This is a genomic window from Actinokineospora sp. NBRC 105648 (genome assembly GCF_030269645.1).
Classification (GTDB): Bacteria; Actinomycetota; Actinomycetes; order Mycobacteriales; family Pseudonocardiaceae; genus Actinokineospora.
Genome location: NZ_BSTR01000023.1, coordinates 1 through 18,788, shown reverse-complemented (window position 1 = coordinate 18,788; position 18,788 = coordinate 1). Strand labels below are relative to the sequence as shown.

14 protein-coding genes are annotated in these 18,788 nt (G+C 73.4%); 8 read left to right on the top strand and 6 right to left on the bottom strand.

Annotated elements, in window-relative coordinates:
* Window positions 1–69 precede the first annotated feature (69 nt).
* Window positions 70–1,671 (bottom strand): FAD-dependent oxidoreductase, encoded by a 1,602-nt coding sequence (locus tag QSK30_RS20515; RefSeq protein ID WP_285504960.1) that lies wholly within the window; start codon window positions 1,669–1,671, stop codon window positions 70–72.
* A gap of 85 nt (window positions 1,672–1,756) precedes the next feature.
* On the opposite strand from QSK30_RS20515, the gene QSK30_RS20510 reads away from it, so the two are divergent.
* The 3 genes from QSK30_RS20510 to QSK30_RS20500 are packed head-to-tail and all read left to right on the top strand — an operon-like array spanning window position 1,757 to window position 5,145.
* On the top strand, window positions 1,757–2,563 hold the full coding sequence (locus QSK30_RS20510; RefSeq protein WP_285504959.1) for a carotenoid biosynthesis protein: 807 nt from the start codon (window positions 1,757–1,759) through the stop codon (window positions 2,561–2,563).
* Window positions 2,560–3,666, top strand: coding sequence for a glycosyltransferase family 2 protein (locus tag QSK30_RS20505; protein WP_285504957.1), 1,107 nt, complete (start codon window positions 2,560–2,562; stop codon window positions 3,664–3,666). The genes QSK30_RS20510 and QSK30_RS20505 overlap by 4 nt, the downstream gene beginning before the upstream one ends.
* Window positions 3,667–5,145: a phytoene desaturase family protein gene (locus QSK30_RS20500; protein ID WP_285504956.1), complete on the top strand. Its 1,479-nt coding sequence runs from the start codon at window positions 3,667–3,669 to the stop codon at window positions 5,143–5,145.
* On the opposite strand, the gene QSK30_RS20495 is transcribed toward QSK30_RS20500, so the two are convergent.
* Window positions 5,146–5,826 (bottom strand): CDP-alcohol phosphatidyltransferase family protein, encoded by a 681-nt coding sequence (locus QSK30_RS20495; protein ID WP_285504954.1) that lies wholly within the window; start codon window positions 5,824–5,826, stop codon window positions 5,146–5,148.
* 78 nt (window positions 5,827–5,904) lie between these two features.
* Here QSK30_RS20495 and QSK30_RS20490 point away from each other — a divergent pair, with 78 nt between their 5' ends.
* A complete protein-coding gene (locus QSK30_RS20490; RefSeq protein ID WP_285504951.1) occupies window positions 5,905–6,774 on the top strand; it encodes a YhjD/YihY/BrkB family envelope integrity protein in 870 nt (289 codons plus the stop codon).
* 11 nt (window positions 6,775–6,785) lie between these two features.
* The gene (locus QSK30_RS20485) at window positions 6,786–7,820 is read left to right on the top strand and encodes a Rieske (2Fe-2S) protein (protein WP_285504949.1); all 1,035 of its coding nucleotides are present in this window, start codon (window positions 6,786–6,788) and stop codon (window positions 7,818–7,820) included.
* A 221-nt stretch (window positions 7,821–8,041) separates the two neighbouring features.
* Here QSK30_RS20485 and QSK30_RS20480 read toward each other — a convergent pair whose 3' ends face one another.
* The 4 genes from QSK30_RS20480 to QSK30_RS20465 all read right to left on the bottom strand — a co-directional run bounded on the left by QSK30_RS20480 (window position 8,042) and on the right by QSK30_RS20465 (window position 12,459).
* Window positions 8,042–8,788: a phosphotransferase family protein gene (locus QSK30_RS20480; RefSeq protein WP_285504947.1), complete on the bottom strand. Its 747-nt coding sequence runs from the start codon at window positions 8,786–8,788 to the stop codon at window positions 8,042–8,044.
* 88 nt (window positions 8,789–8,876) lie between these two features.
* Window positions 8,877–9,860: a phytoene/squalene synthase family protein gene (locus QSK30_RS20475; RefSeq protein ID WP_285504945.1), complete on the bottom strand. Its 984-nt coding sequence runs from the start codon at window positions 9,858–9,860 to the stop codon at window positions 8,877–8,879.
* On the bottom strand, window positions 9,857–11,338 hold the full coding sequence (gene crtI / locus QSK30_RS20470; RefSeq protein WP_285504943.1) for a phytoene desaturase family protein: 1,482 nt from the start codon (window positions 11,336–11,338) through the stop codon (window positions 9,857–9,859). Before crtI ends, QSK30_RS20475 begins: the two co-directional genes overlap by 4 nt.
* Window positions 11,339–11,364: 26 nt before the next feature.
* Complete coding sequence (locus QSK30_RS20465) at window positions 11,365–12,459, bottom strand: polyprenyl synthetase family protein (protein WP_285504942.1); 1,095 nt, start codon at window positions 12,457–12,459, stop codon at window positions 11,365–11,367.
* Window positions 12,460–12,629: 170 nt separating this feature from the next.
* Between QSK30_RS20465 and QSK30_RS20460 the strand changes: the two genes are divergently transcribed.
* The 3 genes from QSK30_RS20460 to QSK30_RS20450 all read left to right on the top strand — a co-directional run bounded on the left by QSK30_RS20460 (window position 12,630) and on the right by QSK30_RS20450 (window position 18,372).
* The gene (locus QSK30_RS20460; RefSeq protein WP_285504939.1) at window positions 12,630–13,766 is read left to right on the top strand and encodes an esterase/lipase family protein; all 1,137 of its coding nucleotides are present in this window, start codon (window positions 12,630–12,632) and stop codon (window positions 13,764–13,766) included.
* Window positions 13,767–14,081: 315 nt separating this feature from the next.
* Window positions 14,082–16,352, top strand: coding sequence for a catalase (locus tag QSK30_RS20455; protein ID WP_285504938.1), 2,271 nt, complete (start codon window positions 14,082–14,084; stop codon window positions 16,350–16,352).
* Between the two features lie 418 nt (window positions 16,353–16,770).
* Window positions 16,771–18,372: an amidase family protein gene (locus QSK30_RS20450; RefSeq protein ID WP_285504937.1), complete on the top strand. Its 1,602-nt coding sequence runs from the start codon at window positions 16,771–16,773 to the stop codon at window positions 18,370–18,372.
* Window positions 18,373–18,788: the final 416 nt, after the last annotated feature.

Sequence of the window (18,788 nt, the reverse complement as noted above, 5' to 3'; positions counted from 1 at the left end):
TGTTAACCGCGATCGTGTTCGTGGCGAGAGAGCCGGGCGCGTCCAGGCGACTCGGACTTCACCGGTGGGTCACCGAGGAAGCGGTTCCGATGGTGCCTGCGTGCCGTTGTGCCGTTTCTGGCGGGCGGCCGCACGTCGGGCGGCGCGGCGCAGCAGCGGGGACCTGCCGCCGTTGGGGACGGTCCAGACATCGTGCCCGCGTACGCTCCACCGCGCGAGCAGGGTGTTGGCGGCCAGGAATCCCGTGGTGGCGGCCCGTTCCATCAACGCGACGGGCAACTCGACCCGGACGAGGTCGCCCGCCAACACCACAGTCGGATCGGGGGTCGACACCGTTGGACGGTCGGTGAAGGTGCCGGGGGCGAAGAGCGGGCAGTCGGCGCGCAGGACGTGTTCGGTGTGCGACGGCCTCGCTCGCCGTAGTTCGGGATAGAGCAGGCACGCCTCCGCGTAGGCGGCTTCGGCGGTCTGGCGGGTGTCGATGGGCTCGGCGAGTGCGTAGGCGTGCAGTTCCACGACGGACCCGCCCGTCTGCCGATTCCACTGGCGCGCCTCGTCCTCGAAGCGGTCGAGCACGCTGATGTTGTCGAGATAGCGGTAGCCGCTCGTACCCAGGAACGCGGCGCGGTCGGTGTCGACCGGCCGGTCGAGCCAGTAGCGGCTGACCAGGAACGGCGGCGCGGTCCGCAGGCGCGACACACTTCCGCGCCACCCCGGGTCGCCGAGGTGTTCCGACCGCGACACGACGTCGCGTAGGCCCGCGGTGTCCGCTGCCAGGACCACGGCGTCGAACTCGTGGTCCCCGACGCGGTGCGGTCGATCGCGGCCGCGCGTGATCCGATCCACCTCGACACCGGTGCGCACGCGTGCGCCCAGGTCCGTCAGGTGCGCGTGCAGCGGGCGCCAGATCGCTCGCGGGTAAGGAGAAGTCGGCACATCGAAGAGGAGGCCCTCGTTGGAGCCGAGGAAGTAGATGTGGAACATGGTCGCCAACTCGGCCGCCGACAACGACTCCGGGTGGGCGAAGAAGCTGCGGGAGAACACCTCGAAGGCCAGGTGCCTGGCCGCGTCGGGGAAGCCGATGTCGGTCAGGTAGGTGCCTGCGTCCACTGTGTCCAGTCGGTCGTAGACACCGGGCACGGACACGTCGAACAGGCCCGCCGCCGCGGTGGGGTTCATCCGGGTGAGGTCGCGCAGGGTGAAGGTGTCGCTGCGCAGGACGAACGAGGCCACGTTCCACGGCGGGGTCAGCGGCAACCCGGCGAACGTCTCGGTGGTGCCGTCGTGGTGGGCCAGCGGGTAGTCCGCCACCGGGGTGAACATCGCGAGGTCAGGGTCGATCCTGCGGAGCAGGGCGCGCAGGTTGTAGTACTGGCGGAAGAAGGCGTGGAAGCCGCGCGACATCGTCGCGCCGGTCCCGTCGGCGTGGGTGGTGTGCCAACCGGTGACCCGCCCGCCCAGTTCGGGTTCGCGTTCGAACACCTCGACCAGGACACCGCGCTCGGCCAGCGCGACCGCCGCGGTGACGCCGGCGATCCCACCACCCACCACGGCGACGCGGGGCACCCGGTCGAGGTGGTCGACGGTGGGGCGCCCGGCGGCGCCCGGGTGGACTTGGGCTTCCCGGTCACGCCCCGGCAGGCCCGGGGCCCGGGTCCGCAGGGGCAGCATTCCCGAAGTCTCGCAGTGCGGTGCGGCCCGCGCCGGGTGAAATCGTCGGCGCGCCAACGGGACCGCGGCGTCCTAGGCTCGGGATATGGTCCTGTCGCGCACCGCGGTGGTCGGCTCGCGCGTCGCGGTCGTCCTCGCGTGGTCGTGCGCGCTGGGGTATGTGCTGAGCCAGATCCTCTACTCCAAGACCGAACCCGGCGGTCGGGTCCCGCTCACCGTTCTCACCGTGCTGTTCTTCGCGGCGGCGTCGGTGGTGGACGCCGCCGTGCGCGGTGGTCCGCGCGCGGCAGTGGGGCTGCTGGTGTTCGCCGGTGGCGGCGGTCTGCTGGCGGAGGTCGTCGGTGTCCACACGGGCCTGCCGTTCGGCGAGTACGCCTACTCCGGCGACCTGGGGTGGTCGGTGCTCGGCGTGCCCGCGGTGGTGCCGTTGGCCTGGGTGATGATGGCCTGGCCCGCGCTGCTGGTCGGCCGCGCGCTCGGGGTGGGCCGGTGGGCCGTCGTCGTGGGCGCCTGGGCCCTGGCCTCGTGGGACGTCTTCCTCGACCCGCAGATGGTCGACGCCGGGTACTGGTCCTGGTCGGATCCCGAGCCCGCCCTGCCGGGGGTGTCCGGGGTGCCCGTGTCGAACTTCGCGGGGTGGCTGGTGGTCGCGGTCGTCATCGTCGCCTGCCTGCACGCCTGGGTCCCTCGCGACCGGGGGGACCCGTCCGACGTGGCCGCCGGTCCCGCGCCCGCGCTGTACGTGTGGACCTACGTGTCCTCGGTGTGGGCCCACGCCGCGTTCTTCGACCGGCCGTGGGTGTCGCTGGTCGGTGGTCTGCTGATGGGTCTCGTGGCGCTGCCCTACGCGTGGGTGGTCGTCAGGTCGGCCCGGGCCCGGTGGGGACGGTGAGCCGTTGGGTTTTCGGGGCGGCCGTCGCGGCGGTGCTCGGGGCCGCGCACTCGGTGCTCAACGCCCGCTTGATCCGCGTTCCGCCCGCCCGCCCGCGGCCGTGCCGCGAGTCGGTGTCGGTGCTGCTGCCCGCGCGCGACGAGGCCGATCGCATCACCCCGGCGCTGCGCTCGCTGATGGCCCAACGCGGGCTGCCCGACCTGGAGATCCTGGTGCTCGACGACTGCTCGACCGACGACACGGCCGGGGTCGTGCGCCGGGTCGGGGGCGACGACGAGCGGGTCCGGGTCCTGGTCGGCGAGCCGCCACCCGCGGGCCTGCCGGGCAAACCGCACGCCTGTGCGCACCTGGTCCGCGAGGCGCGCGGGGCGGTGGTCGTGCTGGTCGACGCCGACGTGGAGTTGGCGCCGCACGCCGTCGCGGCCGCCGTGGAACTCCTGCGGGGCAACGGGCTGGTGGCGGTGTCGCCGTTCCCGCGCCAGCTCGCCGACGGGCTCGGACCGCGACTCACCCAACCGCTGTTGCAGTGGTTGCTGCTGGTGCTGCTGCCGATGCGACTGGCCGAACGCTCGCCGAGGCCGTCGATGTCGGCGGCGAACGGGCAGTTCTTGGTGATCGACGCCGCTTCCCTGCGGGCGGCGGGCGGTTACGAGGCCATCGCGGGCGCGGTGCTGGACGACATGGCGGTGGTCCGGCTGCTCAAGCGCGCGGGTGGGCGGACCGCGCTGGTCGACGGGAGCACCGTCGCGCGGTGCCGGATGTACGCCGGGTGGTCGGACCTGGGCCGCGGGTACGAGAAGTCGCTCTGGTCGGCCACGGGGTCGCCGTGGGCGGCTGCCGCCGTGGTGGGCGCGTTCGGCTGGGTCTACCTGGTTCCGCCGGTGGCCGCGCTGTTCGGGTCGCGGGCGGGTCTGGTCGGCTACCTCGCCGGGGTCGCCAGCCGGGTGGTCACCGGGCGCAAGACCGGGGCACGGGTCTGGCCGGACGCGCTCGCGCACCCGGTGTCGGTGGCGGTGCTGCTCGGGCTCGTCGCCCGGTCGTGGTGGGCCCGGCTGACCGGGGGGCTGACCTGGAAGGGCCGGGCGCTGGACGGGAGCAGCTGAGTGGGCGTCGTGGTGATCGGGGCGGGCATGGGCGGGCTCGCCGTCGCCGCGCGACTGGCCGCGGGCGGGCACGCGGTGACCGTGTGCGAGCGGTCCCCGGCATCCGGCGGCAAGCTCGGCGTGTTCGACCGGGACGGTTTCAGCTTCGACACCGGCCCCTCTTTGCTCACCCTCCCCGAGGTCTACCGCAGGCTGTTCGCCGACACCGGCGGTGACCTCGACGCCGTGGTCGAGGTCGCTCCCGTTGAGCCGACCTGCCACTACCGCTTCGCCGACGGGACCGAGCTGGACATCCCGCACGACCACCGCAAGATCCCCGACGCGCTGGCCGCGGCCCTGGGCCCGGCCGCGGGCACCGAGTGGACCGGGCTGATGACCCAGGCGAACCGGCTGTGGGACCTGGTGGGCGAGCCGGTGCTGCGCAAACCGCTCAACGGCGTGCGCGACCTGCTCAAGCACTCGACCAACCCCCGCGACCTGTGGGCGATCGCTCCCTGGCGCACGCTGCACGCGCTCGGGGCGCGCGAGCTCTCCGACCCCCGGCTGCGGCAGTTCCTCGACCGCTACGCCACCTACTCCGGGTCCGACCCGCGCCGCACCCCGGCCCTGATGACCGTCGTGCCCTACATCGAGCAGCGGTTCGGCGGCTGGTACGTGCGCGGTGGGCTGCGCGGCCTCGCCGACGCCCTGCACCGGCACTGCCTCGACCTGGGCGTCACCATCCGCCTGGACACCGAGGTCGCCGAGGTGCGCACCGACCGGAACGGGGTCACCGGCGTCCGGCTCGCCGACGGCGAGCGGCTGGCCGCCACCGCCGTGGTCTCCGACGCCGACGCCGAGCACCTCTACGGCGACCTCGTCACCGACCCGCGCGCGCGTCGCCCCCGGCGCTCCCTTCGGCGCGCCCAGCCGTCACTGGCCGGGTTCGTGCTGCTGCTCGCGCTGCGCGGACGGTCCGAGCTACCGCGGCACCACCGGGTGCTGTTCCCGGCCGACTACGCGGCCGAGTTCGACGCCATCTTCGGCAAGCGTCCGCGCCCGGTCCCCGACCCGACGGTCTACATCTGCGCCCCCGACGACCCCACCGTTCGGCCCGCGGGCCACGAGGCGTGGTTCGTCCTGGTCAACGCGCCCCGCCACGACCCGGCGGGCGGTGTCGACTGGGACGCGCCCGGGCTGGCCGAGCGCTACGCGGACCGGGTCCTCTCGGTGCTGGCCGAGCGCGGCCTGGACGTGTGGGACCGCTTGCTGTGGCGGGAGATCCGCAGCCCGGCGTGGTGGGAGCGGGAAACCCGCTCCCCCGGCGGATCCATCTACGGCACCTCCTCCAACGGGCCCCGCGCCGCGTTGCTGCGCCCGGCCAACCGCTCCCCCGTGCCCGGTCTCTACCTGGTGGGCGGCTCGGCGCACCCGGGCGGCGGGCTGCCGCTGGTGGCGCTGTCGGCCGAGATCGTCGCGGACCTCATCGGCCCCGCGTGATCACCCGCGCGGTTCGGCGAGGGAACGCTTGATACCCACCGCGAGCTGGACCAGACCGACCGCCGCCAACGCCGACCAGGTGACGGCACCGACCAACCCCCACGCCCACCCGGGCCCCGGCGCGCCGCCGGGGAAGACCCCAGCGCCCACGGCGACCACGGTGGTGACGATGACCCTGGTCGGGCGCTCCGCGACGGTCACCGCCCCTGCCCCCGTCATCCCCGCGCCCTGGGCCCGGGCCCTGGCGTACTCGTGCAGCAGCACCGCGGCCGCGACCGCCGCGCACCACCACGCCGGGGCACCGAGCACCACGAGGACACCGACGAACGCCATGTCGCCCAGTCGGTCGGCCACGGCGTCGACGACCGCGCCCAGCGGCCGGGCGCGCCCGGTAAGCAGCGCGACCGCGCCGTCGAGGCCGTCGAGCAGCCCGGTGAGCACGACGAGCAGCGCCGCGAGCAACGGCCACCGCCCACCGGCCGCCGCGACCGCCACGGCACCTGCGGCGCACAGCACACCGATCGCGGAGAGGACATCAGGCGGCACTCGGCGCACCGGCCGCGCGCAGGCGTGCACCAGCCGCAGCCAGCCCACCACGACCGGGCTGCCGGACACGTCGACCCCGTGCAGCCGGGACCAGCCCGCCACGGCGCTCTCGGTGGGCTCGCCGTCCTGCGCCACTGGTGCTCTCCTTGTGTTGATGACCTCACGGTATGCGCCGGTGGGTAGGAACGCCCGCCTACCGGGTACCCGGCGCCCATGACGGTGACCCGAGATCCCGCCGGGTCGGCCGTGCGCCGGGTCCGGGACACAGTGCGGCACGCCGCGGCGGGGTTGCGCGGCCGGGACGTGTCCCTGTGGGCGGCGGGCCTGACCTTCTTCGCCATCCTGGCCACGGTCCCGCTGCTGCTCATCGCCGCCCGGGGGGCGGCCCTGCTCACCTCGCCGTCGGTGGTCCTGCGGGGAGCGCGGGCGGTCACCAAGATGCTGCCCGACGCGCACGATGGCGGAGGCGGCATCGTGGCGTTCGCCGAGGCCGCCCTGCGCATGCCGTGGTGGGTGGCGGTCGTGGTCCTGTTGCCCGCGACGTTCTACGGCGAGGGGCTGCGGCGGGCCATGCGCCAGGTGGCGGGCGCGCCCGTGGACGCGGCGGCCGGGTGGAAGGGGCGGTTGGGCTTCCTGCCGGTCGTCGCCACCGCCCCGGTGGCCGCGATCCTGGTCCTCACCGCGGCGCCGGTCGTCGAACCGCTCTACACCGGCACGGGCTGGTACCCGGTGCTCGGGGTGGTCGTGTCCTTCCACGTGCTCTGGGTGGTCGTGTCCATCGGGCTGTCCCTGGTGTTCGCGGTCAACTCGTCCGCGACGCCGAGCGCGGCGATCGCGGCCGGGTTCGGCCTCGGCGCGGTGCTCTCCGGTTTCCTGCACGGGTTCCTGCTGTTCCTGGCCATCCTGCTGGACTGGGACGCGCCGTTCGCCGGGCTGCCGCTGATCGGCGCGGTCTCGGCCTGGGCGCTGTGGCTCTACCTGCTGCACGTGGTGCTGTTGGTCGGCCACCAGGCGGTCCTGAGCGTCGCGGCGACCAGTCGGGCGGGCCGGGCCGATCAGGTCCACAGTGGTGACCGAGACTGAGGGAGTTGCCCATGGCGGTGTCCGGTTGGCTGCGGCGGCGGTGGCCCGACTCGGTGCCGGTGCGCCCGCTCGAGCCGCAGGAGTGGTCCCGGCAGCGCCCGACCTTCGCCGACGCCCGCCCGGCCCTGATCGAGGCGGCGGTGGCCCGCGCGTCGGCTCGCCCCTCGGGCAACTGGTTCGTCCTCGCGGCGAGCTCGGACATCCGACCCGACCGTCCTTTTGGGACATATGTGGGCGGTGTGGAGCTGGTCGCCTGGCGGGCCGCGGACAACACCCTGGTGATCGGCCCCGGCGCGTGCCCGCACCTGGGCGCGCCGCTGGCCGCCGGGCGGGTCGACTGCGGCACCCTGCGCTGCCGCTGGCACGGCCTGCCCCTGGACCGCGACGGCGGCCCCGGCTGGCGACCGCTGCCCGCGCACGACGACGGCGTCCTCGCCTGGGTGCGGCTCGACGCCCTCGGCGGCGAGGACCCCTTGCCCGCGCCGGTGATCGTCGGGCGACCGGACCCCGCCCTCGGCATCGCCGCCGTGGCGCGGCTGACCGGCGTGTGCGAGCCGGTCGACATCATCGCCAACCGCCTCGACCCCTGGCACGGCGCCTGGTTCCACCCGTACTCCTTCGCCCGGCTGAACGTGCTGAGCGCGCCGAGCGAGACCGGCGGGGGTGACCGTGGCGGTGGCTGTGGCGGTCACGATCGGTTCGTGGTGGACGTGACCTTCCGCCTGGGCCCGCGCCTGGGCGTACCGGTGCGCGCGGAGTTCACCTGCCCGGAGCCGCGCACGGTGCTGATGCGGATCACCGACGGCGAGGGCGCGGGCAGCGTCGTGGAGACCCACGCCACCCCGCTGCCCCGGGGCGTGGACGGACGGGCGCGCACCGCGGTCACAGAGGCCGTGGTGGCGGTCTCCGACCGGGCGGGGTTCGCCGCCGCCCACCGCGCTGCCCCTTTGCTGCGCCCGCTGATGCGCTGGGGCGCCGCTCGTCTCTGGCGCGACGACCTGGCCTACGCCCAGCGCCGCTACGCCCTGCGGCACGGCCCCTCGTGAGTGTCGGTGGACTCCACGGTCGTGCTCAGCGGCCGCGCGGGGTAGCCGCCCGACGGGGACAAAGACGCCGTTGTTGTCGGGTGCTGGGGTCGCCCACCGGGTCCGCGGGTCGCGGTGCCGGATCACGGTGTGTGCCTCGCCCTCGATGCGCACCGCCGGGCGAATCCCGGTCCTGCCCGGAGATCGATGGCGGGGAACTCACCGTCGGGGACATGGTTTGCTCAGGGTTCTCGCATCCGGGACCGGAGGACGTCGAACTCGCACCCCGGCGTGTCCGGGTCGAAGCCGTGTTCGATCAGCCAGCGCGACACCACCAGGCTGCGCAGGGACCACCAAGCGCGGATCACGTCCCGGTCGGCGCCGGTCCCATAGCCCGCGAGCAAGTCGTTCAGGCGCTCCTCGTGCCCGAGGGTCAGGGTGGCCAGGTCGAACATGGCGTCGCCGGGGGCGGCCTCGGACCAGTCGATGACGCCGGTGACCTCGTCGCCGTCGACGAACACATGGGTGATCTGCAGGTCGCCGTGGATGAACACCGGTGTCCACGGCCGCAGCGCGGCCTCGGCGATCTCGCGGTTGCGCAGGACCACGTCGGCGGGCAGCACCGCGTTGTCGAGCAGCCACGCGCACTCGCGGTCGAGCTCCGCCGCCACGTCGTCGAGGCTCCGACCCGGCCACGGTGGCAGCGGCGCGTCGTGCAGCCTGCGGATGGCGGCCCCCGCCGCGGCCCACGCCGCCGGTGACGCGGTCGACGGTTCACCGAGGACGCCGAGCGCCGTGCCGGGCACGGCGGCGATGGCGAGCACCGGCGGCTCGTGCCACAGGATCGCCGGGGTTGGTATCGGCGCCATGGCCATCGCCCGAACCTCCACACCGGCGTGCGCCGGGTCGCCGTCGACCTTCAGGAACACCCCACCCACGCGCAGCGTCGCGCGCTGACTGTGAGCGACAACGACTTCAACCTCGTCCATACCCGGCCATACTGGCCGGAAACAACCGACGAAGTCGCCTGGATTTCGCCGGGGCCGGCCGCCACCGGTCCGGTTCGGCTCGGCCCGATCACGCCACGCGGGCCTGGACGGTCTTGTTGTCAGCGGGGGCCCGCGGTGCCCTACCTCCCCTACGAGCCCAGACCGCCCCTGCGAGGGCACGTCCGGCCACGGCCGCCCTCCGCCTGCCGCCGACCCGGGCGCGACCGGCGAACACGTCGTGGTCGAGGTCGCTGATCCGGTGCAGGATCTCGGCGTAGAGCACCAGTGCCGTCTCCACGCACGGCCGGGACACCGGGTGCAGCATCGGGATGCCGCGTCGAGCGATCAGGTAGACGTCCCGGGCGATCGCCGCCTGGTGACCGAGGGCCGCGCGGACCGGTTTGTCCGCGCGGCCCATCGCGCGGCACCACAGGAGCCGTTCACGGTCGACGCCGAAGGAGGCCAGCTCGTCGGCGGGCAGGTAGACCCGACCGCGGTCGAGGTCCTCGGCGACGTCGCGCAGGAAGTTGGTGAGTTGGAAGGCCCGCCCGAGGGCCGCGGCGTGCGGGGCGGCCTCGGCCTGGCTGGTCACGGTGCCCAGCACCGGCAGCACCTGCAAGCCGATCACCTCGGCCGACCCGTGCACGTACCGCATCAGGTCGGCGCGGCTGGCGTAGTCGGTGACCTGCAGGTCCATCCGCATCGAGGCCATGAACGCGGTGAACAACCCCGGGTCGACGCCGTACCGGAGGGTGGTGTCGACCACCGCGGCGACCACCGGGTGGTCGTCGTGGCCCGCCTCGAGCCCGCGGTCGAGGTGGCGGGTGATCTTCGCGAGGGCGCCGTCGAGCTCGGCCGGTGTCGCGCCCGGGGCGGGTTCGTCCACCAGGTCGTCGGTCCAGCGGGCGAACCCGTAGAGGGCGTGGATCGCGGGCCGCTGGCTCGGTGCGAGCAAGCGGGTGGCGAGGAAGTAGGTGCGCCCGTGCGCGGCGTTGAGCGCGCGGCAGCGGGCGTAGGCGGCGCGCAGCACCGGGTCGTCGATGCCCGCGGCGTCGAGCTCGCGCCGGGTCACGGCGTGGTCCCGGTGATCCGGTCGGCGGCGAGCCGCCCGGAGACCAGTGCTGTCGGCACGCCGACCCCCGGCACCGTCCCCGAACCCGCGAGCACCGCGTTGTCGCTCCAGCGCGGGAAGTTCGCCGGTCGGAACGGCCCGGTCTGGGGCAGGGAGTGCGCGTAGCTGAACGGTGTCCCAGCGGTGTGGTCCTGGGCGGCCCAGTCGGCCGGGGTGACCAGGTGCGTGGCCACGACCGAGCCCGCCAGGCCGGGCAGCAGCCTGCGCTGGGCCACCTCGACGACCTCCTCGGCGTAGGCCTTGCCGTCGCGGGCCCAGTCGATGGCCCCCGCGTCCAGGTTCGGCACCGGGGCCAGCAGGTAGAGCAGGTCGCGACCGGCCGGCGCCAGGGCGGGGTCGGTCGCGGTGGGCCGGGTGATCAGCAGCGACGGGTCGCGCATCGTGGTGCCCACCCGGATGATCTCGTCGAAGGTGCTGTCCCAGGCCCGCCCGAACGAGAGCGAGTGGTGCGCGGTGTCCGGGAACGCGCGGTCCAGTCCCAGGTGGACGACTACCGCCGAGGGCGCCGCGCGCAGCCGGACGAGCCTGCGCGGCGTGCGCCCCAGCAGCCGGTAGGCCGTGTGCGGCTCGGTGGTCAGCACGACCGCGTCGCACTCGACCCGGTCACCGTGGGCGGTGCGCACGGCGGTGATCCGGCTCCCCCGTCGCTCCAGCTCCTCGACCCGGGTGTCGAAGCGGATGTCCACGCCCGCCTCCCGGGCGGCGTCGGCGAGGGCGTCGGGCACCGCGCGCATGCCGCCGCGCGGGAAGTACACGCCTGCCACGGTGTCCATGTAGGCGATCACCGCGTAGACCGCCAACGCCCGGCTCGGTGCCTCGCCCGCGTAGAGCGACTGGAAGGTGAACACCCTCCGCAGCCGCTCGTCGGAGATGAACCGGCCCACCGCGCGGTCGAGCCTGCGGAACCCGCCCATCGCCGCGAGCCGGGCCAGGGTCGGGGTCAGCAGCGACAGCGGCGAGTCGACGTTCGCGGCGATGAACCGGTCGTACTCGACCTCGTGCAGCCGGGTCAGCCAGCGCCGCAACCGCAGGTACCCGTCCGCCTCGGCGGGTCCGGCGAACCCGCGGACCGCCTCGGTCATGGCCCCGGCGTCGCTGTGCACGTCCAGCCGGGACCCGTCGGCGAAGTGTGCCCGGTAGGCCGGGGTCAGCGGGAGCAGCTCGAGGCGCTCCCGCACCGACGAGCCGACCGCGGCAAGGGTCTCGTCGAGGATGTCCGGCATGGTGAGCACCGTGGGGCCGGTGTCGACCCGGTACCCCGCCATGTCGTGCCTGCCCGCGCGGCCCCCTGGGACGCTGTCGCGTTCGAGCAGGGTCACCTGGCGCCCGCGTCCGGCCAGGTGCACGGCCGCCGACAGGCCGGACAACCCGGCTCCCACGACGACCACGTGATCCGTCTTGCCCCGTACGGTGCGCATCGCTCTCCTCGTGGGCCGATCAGCGGTCAGTGGTCTCGTACGCAGCTGAGCCGCGCGAGCCCGGTCAGGTACTCCCGCGCCGCCACCGGGATCGCCGCGGACGCCAGGGCGGCCAGGCCGTTCCGCAACCGCTGATCGATCAGGCGCTCGACGTGGTGCCTGGCCCCCGTCTCCTCGACCACGGCCAGGCACCGGTCCACCGCGTCGTCACCCGGCTCGGGTCCGAGCCGCAGCGCCCGCCGCTGGGCGGGCGTGGCCAGGTCGCGGGCCACCACGAGCACGCTGGTCGCCCGACCCGCGCGCAGGTCCTCCCCGCGTGGCTTGCCGGTGGTCGCGGGGTCGCCGAAGAGTCCGAGCAGGTCGTCGCGGAGCTGGAAGGCCTCGCCGATCGCGTCGCCGTAGACCCCGAGCGCGGCCAAGACCTCGGGCAGGCAGCCCGCGAGGTCGGCACCCAGCTCCACCGGTCTGCGCACGGTGTAGTGCCCTGACTTGGCCCGCGCGATGGCCAGCACCTCGACCAGCGACGGGTCTTCGCTGGCCTGGTTCGCCAGGTCCCGCAGCTGGCCCACGGCCAACTCCGCGCGCATCCAGTCGTAGCGCGGCAGCGCCCGCGCCACGGCGTCCGGGGGCAGGCCGCACTCCCGGAGCAACTGGCTCGCCCACACCAGGCAGAGGTCCGCGGCGAGCACCGCGGCCGACTCCCCGAACCGGGCCGATGATCCCGGCAGTCCGGCCCGCCGGTGCCAGTCGGCGAACCGCACGTGCGCGGACGGCGCGCCCCTGCGGGTGGGCGAGCCGTCCATCACGTCGTCCTGTAGCAGCGCGAAGCAGTGCAGCAGCTCGGCACTGGCCGCGGCGCGCACCGCCGCCGCCGACTCGGGCTGTCCACAGAGCACACCCGCGAGCACGAACGCCGACCGCAGGAACTTCCCGGACGCCACGAACCCGACCAGCACCTCGCCGAGGAACGCCGTCTCGGGGGCCGGTGCGAGGTGCTCGTCGCACCGCTGCGACACGAACACCCCGACCTGCGCCGCCGCCGAGTCACGCACCCGGGCCCGCCACCGGTCGAACGGCTCGTGCTCGGTCACCGGTGTCTGATCCGCGAGCGAGAGTCCCATGCGCACCGCCTCTCCGTCTCGACCCTGACGATGGGCGTGTGCCGTGGGTAGCCGCTAGAGCGCGGTCGAAACGTCGCGGTCACGATCAGGTGCGCTTGTCGCGACCGGGCACAAGCCGTCCGCGGGTGCCCGCACCAGGGGATGTCCGTCACAAACACGGTGTCCACGGTGTGCAGGACCGCTCGACCGGGCACTCAGGACTGCGGGCCATCCGCGACGACAACGGCCGGGTCAAGACACCGGACCACCCGGGACAGGAACTCCACATGCCGACAACCGCGGTCCGGCGACCGGTGTGGCACCGGACTGGGCACAGGCTCCTCCGCTCCGTCGCGGGCACGCGCGTCGTGGGGATCGCGACCGGCCTGTTCGGTGAGAACGCCGACCTCCGCCGTGGGGTGCTGCCCGCGGCCATGACCGTGCGAGTGGACGGTCGTCGGATCGCCGTCGACCGCGCGTCCCTCGCGGCGGCCTACCCCGCGGCGTCGAGCCGGATCGTGGTGCTCCTGCACGGCCTGCTGGACACCGAACGCGCGTGGTACCACCGGGACGAACCGGCTCGATCCCGCTCGGGCACCGACTACGGGAGCAGGTTCGCCGCGGACCTGCCCGCGACCGCGGTCTACCTGCGGTACAACACCGGGCGGCACGTCTCCGACAACGGCCGCGAGCTCACCGACCTGCTGACCCGCCTGGTCGGGTCCTGGCCGGTGACCGTCACCGAGATCATCCTCATCGGGCACTCGATGGGCGGGCTCGTCGCCCGCAGCGCCCTGCACCAGGCCACTGCCGAGTCCGCGCCGTGGACCAGCCCGACGACCCGGTTGGTGTGCCTGGGGACGCCGCACACCGGAGCCCCCCTCGAGCGGTGGGTGGTCCGAACCGCGGCGGTGCTCGACGGACTCGTCGTCACCGCTCCCCTGGCACGAGTCCTCGGCCTGCGCAGCGACGGCATCAAGGACCTCGCCCAGGGCCGCCTGCACCGGGCCCAGTGGTCCGGGCAGGCTGCCGCGGCCGACGCGAGCACGGCGACCAGGCTTCCGGCGGGGCTGCGCCAGTACTTCGTCGCGAGCACGCTCGCCCGCACCGAGGGGAGCCTGTGGGGACGGCTCCTCGGCGACCTGATGGTCGCCTCGAGCAGCGCGGGCGACCACACCCAGACCGCGGACCTCCGGTGGCTCGGCGGCCTCAACCACTTCGCGCTCCTGCGCCACGACGCCGTCTACGACGCCGTGCTCGCCTGGCTGGGCGGTCCCGACGGGGACGAGCGCGCGGTCCGGCACGCGGGAACTCGGCGACCGGGTTAGCCTGGGGGTCCTTTCGTCGGGACGTGCCCAGACACCGCGCTGACGACGATCACCGCCAGACGGCCACCAAGCCGGGACGCGCGTACCCGACAACACCCACTGCGCTGACAACACTCACTGCGCTGTAGCGGAAGAACCGCTGTCATGGGAACCGGACCGCGGCACGCGGCGAGTTTGCCGCGCGTCCAAAGCATTCGATCGATATTTAGTGTCCACAGTGGACAAATTGTCGGGTCCCCGTTCGGGCGGGTGGTTCACGTGTAGGGGTCATCAGCCCCGGGTAGACGAGTCTCACGTGTCGACCAGGAGGATCACGTGGACGCTTTCACACCCGCCAGAATCGTCAAGGACGCCTTGGAAAAGGCCGCGGAAAGGGTCGCCGACCTGGTGACCCCACCCGTTCCCGGCGCACCGGGAAGCGCGCCGCCGGAGCTCGACCCGCCCACGGAGCCGCAGGGGCCGCTGCCGCGCAAGCCCGACCAGGCCTCACCGGACACCCGCACCGCCACCGGGGCCGAGACCGGCGCGGGCCCCGAGGCGCGCGAGCAGCAGGGCGCGTACCTGACCACGGCGACCGGCACGCGCCTGCACGACACCGACCACTCGCTCAAGGCGGGCGCGCGCGGGCCGACGCTGCTGCAGGACCACCACCTGCGGGAGAAGATCACCCACTTCGACCACGAGCGCATCCCCGAGCGGGTCGTGCACGCGCGTGGCGCAGGCGTGCACGGGGTGTTCGTCGGCTACGGCAACGCCGCGCAGGTGTGCAAGGCGGGGTTCCTCGCGGAGGGCGCGACGACACCGGCGTTCGTGCGTTTCTCCACCGTGGTGGGCTCACGCGGCTCGGCCGACACCGTGCGCGACACCCGCGGGTTCGCCGCGAAGCTCTACACCTCCGAGGGAAACTTCGACCTGGTGGGCAACAACATCCCGGTGTTCTTCATCCAGGACGGCATCAAGTTCCCGGACATCATCCACGCCGCCAAACCGCACCCGGACCGCGAGATCCCGCAGGCGCAGAGCGCGCACGACACGTTCTGGGACTTCGTCTCCCAGCACACCGAGGCCACCCACCACGTCCTGTGGCAGATGTCGGACCGGGCCGTGCCGCGGTCCTACCGGATGATGGAGGGCTTCGGCGTCCACACCTTCCGCCTGGTGAACGCCGAGGGCGGGACCACGCTGGCGAAGTTCCACTGGAAGCCCAGGCTCGGCGTGCACTCCCTGCTGTGGGAGGAAGCGCAGCTGATCTCCGGGATCGACCCGGACTTCCACCGGCGCGACCTGTTCGACGCCATCGAGGCGGGCGCGTTCCCGCAGTGGGAGCTGGGCATCCAGGTGCTGCCCGACACCCCCGAGCAGACCTTCGAGGGCATCGACCTGCTCGACCCCACCAAGCTCGTGCCCGAGGAGCTGGCCCCGGTGCAGCCGGTCGGGATGCTCACCCTCAACCGCAACACCACCAACTACTTCGCCGAGACCGAGCAGGTCGCCTTCCACACCGGCCACCTGCCGCCGGGCATCGACGTCACCGACGACCCGCTGCTGCACGCCCGGCTGTTCTCCTACCTCGACACCCAGCTCAGCCGCCTGGCCGGGCCGAACTTCAACCAGATCCCGGTCAACCGCCCGCACGCCCCGGTCAACGACATGCTGCGCGACGGTGCCCACCAGCACGCCGTGCACAGCGGTGTCGCCCCATACAAGCCGAACACCCTCGACGGCGGCTGCCCCTTCCAGGCGGGCATCGACGCGGGCGCGTTCGTCGACGTGGCCGCGACCGTGGCGGCCTCGGTGAAGGAACGCCGCTCCCCCGCGACGTTCGCCGACCACTTCAGCCAGGCGAGCCTGTTCTACCGCAGCCTCACCGCGGTCGAGCGCGACCACGTCATCCGCGCGTTCACCTTCGAACTGGGCAAGTGCTACGAACAGGTCATCAAGGAGCGCCAACTGCGGGTCCTGGCCAACGTCGACACCGAGCTCTGCGCCCAGGTCGCCAAGGGCCTCGGCCTGCCCGCCCCGGAGGCGACCGAACCCCCGCTCGAGGTCGTGCCCAGCCCGGCACTCTCCCAGCTGGGCAACGCGTGGCCCACCGACGGCCGGGTCATCGGCATCGTGGTGGACGCCGACGACCCGGACAGCCTCAGCGCCCTGCACGCCCTCCGCCGGACGATCACCAGCGCCGACATGACACCTCTGGTCATCGCCGCCCGAGGTGGAGAGCTGGCCGACGGCCTGGTGGCGCAGCGGACATTCCTCACCGCGCGGTCGGTGGAGTTCGACACCATCCTGCTGGCCGCCGCACCGCCCCCGGCACCAGACGCGCTGCCCAGCCTCGACGACAGGGCGGGCGCACCGGCGGCCACCGTCGACCCGCGGGTGGTGCTGATGCTCCAGGAGGCCTACCGCCACGGCAAGGCGATCGGCGCCTGGGGTGGTGGCGAAGCCGCCCTGCTGGAGGCGCGGGTACCCCCGGGGGCACCGGGCGTGGTCGTCGGGAACGACCCGGACGACGTGTTCACCGAGGTGACCCGACTGCTGACCCTGCACCGGGTCTGGGAGCGCTTCACCGCCCCCGCGAGGTAGCGGTGCCGGCGGTCCGAGCCGGGAAGTCCTCAGTGGACATACTGGCTCGGACCGCGGTGAACCTGGATCCCCCGGTACGTGGCCTCGGGCGATCTCGACGAGGTCTTCGACCGGGCGAGGTCTACCGGCATGTGCGGGACCGCCGTGACGAACAGGCCGTCCTCGCCGCCGAACCGATGATGGACCATCCCCGGCCTACGCCCGCACGGTAGGCACTCAGGCGGACCGAGCGCGCTCGTGACCGCGTTCGATGGACACCTCCGACACGGCTACCCTCGCCTGCCGCGTGGTGGTGCCTGCGCTACCGCCGGTCCGGGACCCAGCAGGATGGCCTCACCCACAGCGCCTCCATAACGTTCTCCCTGGGTGCGCGACACCGTGTCGCGTCCCGTGTGGACAGAGGTACGAGGAGGACTCGATGGGTGCGTTCAGTCGGCGGAGGTGCTTGGCGGTGGCCGGGCTCGCCGCGGTGTTGGCGGTGGGTTCGCTCTCGCCCGCCGCGGCCTCGACCGGTGCGAGGTGTGACGCGGCCCTGGTCGGGTTGCTCGAGCACGTCACGGTCGTCGACCTGCAGGTGGCCATGGGCGCGCGTCGGCTCAGTTCCGAGCAGGTGACTCGCGGCTACCTGCGCCGGATCGACCAGCTGAACCCCCGCCTGAACGCGGTGGTGCGGGTCAACCCGGACGCGGTCGCCATGGCGCGGCGCAGCGACGCCCATCGACGCGCCCACGGGGCCCGGGGGCCATTGGAGGGAATCCCGGTGCTGCTCAAGGAGAACATGAACACCGCGGACCGCCAGCAGACCACCGCGGGCTCCACGGCGCTGCTCGGGGCCAAGCCCGCGGCGGACGCCTTCCTGGTGTCGCGGCTGCGGGCGGCGGGCGCGGTGGTCCTGGGCAAGGCCAACCTGTCCGAGTGGTCGAACTTCCGCGGGTCCAACCTGCCGGACGGGCGGAGCGCGGTCGGCGGCCAGACGCGCAACCCCTACGTCCTGGACCGCAGCCCGTCCGGTTCGTCGAGCGGTTCGGCGGTGTCCGCCGCGGCGGGGTTGGCCGCGGTCGCGATCGGCACGGACACCGACGGGTCGGTCGTGTACCCGGCCAGCGCCACCTCGACCGTGGGGATCAGGCCCACCCTCGGGCTGGTGAGCCGCGGCGGGATCGTGCCGATCACCTCGCGCCACGACACGCCGGGGCCGATCGCGCGCACCGTCACCGACGCGGCGTTGACACTGTGGGCGATCCAGGGCGTCGACCCGGCGGACCCGGACACCGCGGTCGCGGCGGGCACGCTGCCGGGTGATCCCCGCACCGTCTTGCGGCGGGACGCGTTGCGGGGCAAGCGCATCGGCCTGTGGCGCGAGGGGCACACCGGGGTCGACGCCGATGTGGACCGGGTCTTCGACGCGGCTGTGCGGCGGCTGCGCGATCTGGGTGCCACCGTGGTCGAGGGCGCGGACGTGCCGGACATCCAGGACGTGACGACGGCGCACATGCTGCCCGCGGTGCTGACCGAGTTCAAGCACGACCTGAACGCCTACCTCGCCGCCACACCGGGCAGCCACCCCAGGGACCTCCGCGAGTTGATCGAGTACTACGAGCGGCACCCCGACGGGTTCGACCACCTGCTGTTCGACATGGCCAACGGGACAGACGGCGACCTGACCGCCCCCGCGTACCGGGCCCACCGCGAGGCGGCCACCGGCGCGGCCAGGCGGGCGATCGACGACCTGCTGGCACGGCACCGCCTCGACGCCATCGTCACCCCGACGTCACTGCCCGCACCGGTCATCGGCCGCGAACGCGACAGCGCCCCCTTCGCGAAGACGACCACCCACGCCGCGGCGGGCGGCTACCCGCACATCACCGTGCCGGCGGGCTACTCCACGAACGGGCTGCCCCTGGGCCTGTCCTTCATCGGCACCCGGTTCAGCGACGCCCGCCTGATCGGGTTCGCGTACGCCTTCGAGCAGGCCACCAACACCCGGCAGACCCCGCGCTACCTACCGACAACACATTGAGCGCGGTGGACCGGACCAAGAGGGGCAAGGCGTGACGTTCCTCGACGCCGCGGAGATACACGGGCTCCACACCGACGAATTCCTCGTCGGTGTGGAGCCCTGGAGGGCCGCCGCGACCAAGTCGAGCCGGCCACCAAGTCCAGATTCCTGTCACACACCGGCCGAGAGGGCCTGGACAGCAGCCCGCCAACATCCGCACCGCCGTCGAGGGTTCGCTCAAGCGGCTGGGCACCGACTTGTACCGCCAGCACCGCGCCGACCCCGGCACCCCGATCGAGTGCCCAAGCACCTAGGGCCTGTATCGAAGTCGATCAGAGCCATTCGTTGATCGCGGCGACATAGACGGTGGCTTCGTAGCGCACGGCCAGCTTGTCGTACCGGGTGGCCACGGCACGGTGGCGTTTGAGCCGGTTGAT